Source organism: Streptomyces sp. KR55, assembly GCF_052245645.1.
GTDB classification, from domain to species: Bacteria; Actinomycetota; Actinomycetes; order Streptomycetales; family Streptomycetaceae; genus Streptomyces; species Streptomyces flavusporus.
Window position 1 is genome coordinate 1 of the sequence record NZ_JBQQCE010000986.1, and the last position, 778, is coordinate 778.

Consider the following 778-nt stretch of genomic DNA (forward strand, 5'->3'; position numbering starts at 1 on the left):
GCCAGTTCCTGTGCGGTGCGTGCGATGTCCGAGGTGGTGCCGATGCGGGCGCCGACGTCCTTCAGCAGGAGCGTGTGCTGCCGGGCGGGCGGCTCCTGCGCCCTGTGGTGCGCCGCCAGGCATACGGCGCGCACCCGGCCGTCCAGGTCTTTCATCGGGGTCAGCGAGGTCGGCCGGTCGTGCTGTGGGCCTGGCGGCGTCGCGGGGCGGATGTCGGCCTGCAGGTACTGCGGCTCGCCGGTTTCGAAGGCCAGGCGCATCCTCCTGTCGGCCTCCTCGCTCGTGGGATGCGGCGCGATCTCCGGCAGACGCAGCCCGCGCATCTCGGTCTCCGTGAATCCGAGCGCGCGCTCCATGGCGGCGTTCGCCCGCACCAGTCGCAGATCCGTATCGAAGACCGCCAGGCCGCAGGGGGACTGGGTGAACACCCATTCCCCCAGCGTCTTTTCGCCGGGCGTGCTGGGCCGGCCAGCCACGGCGGACACCACGAGCCACTCGTCGGCCTGCCCGCCGGGCGGGCGCCGGTTGGCGAGCAGTCGCAGCCGAAGCCGGCTGCCGTCCCGGTGCCGCACCGCCACGCTGCCGCTCCACCTGTCCCGCCCGGGCGCATCCCGCCGCGCGCGCTCGCCGGGCGCGTCGGCGAGCAGATGGGCGGCGGGGCGCCCCACGACCTGCGGGGGCTCGTAGCCGAGCAGCCGCCGCGCCCCCTCGCTCCACCCCGTCACGATGCCCTGCGCATCGACGGTGGCCGCGGCCGTGTACGCCGACTCGCCGAAGT

1 protein-coding gene is annotated in these 778 nt (G+C 74.9%); it reads right to left on the reverse strand.

What is annotated here, in order from left to right:
• The coding region (locus ACTWQJ_RS51945) for a PAS domain-containing protein (protein ID WP_443313289.1) at nucleotides 1–778 on the reverse strand (778 nt) is incomplete at both ends.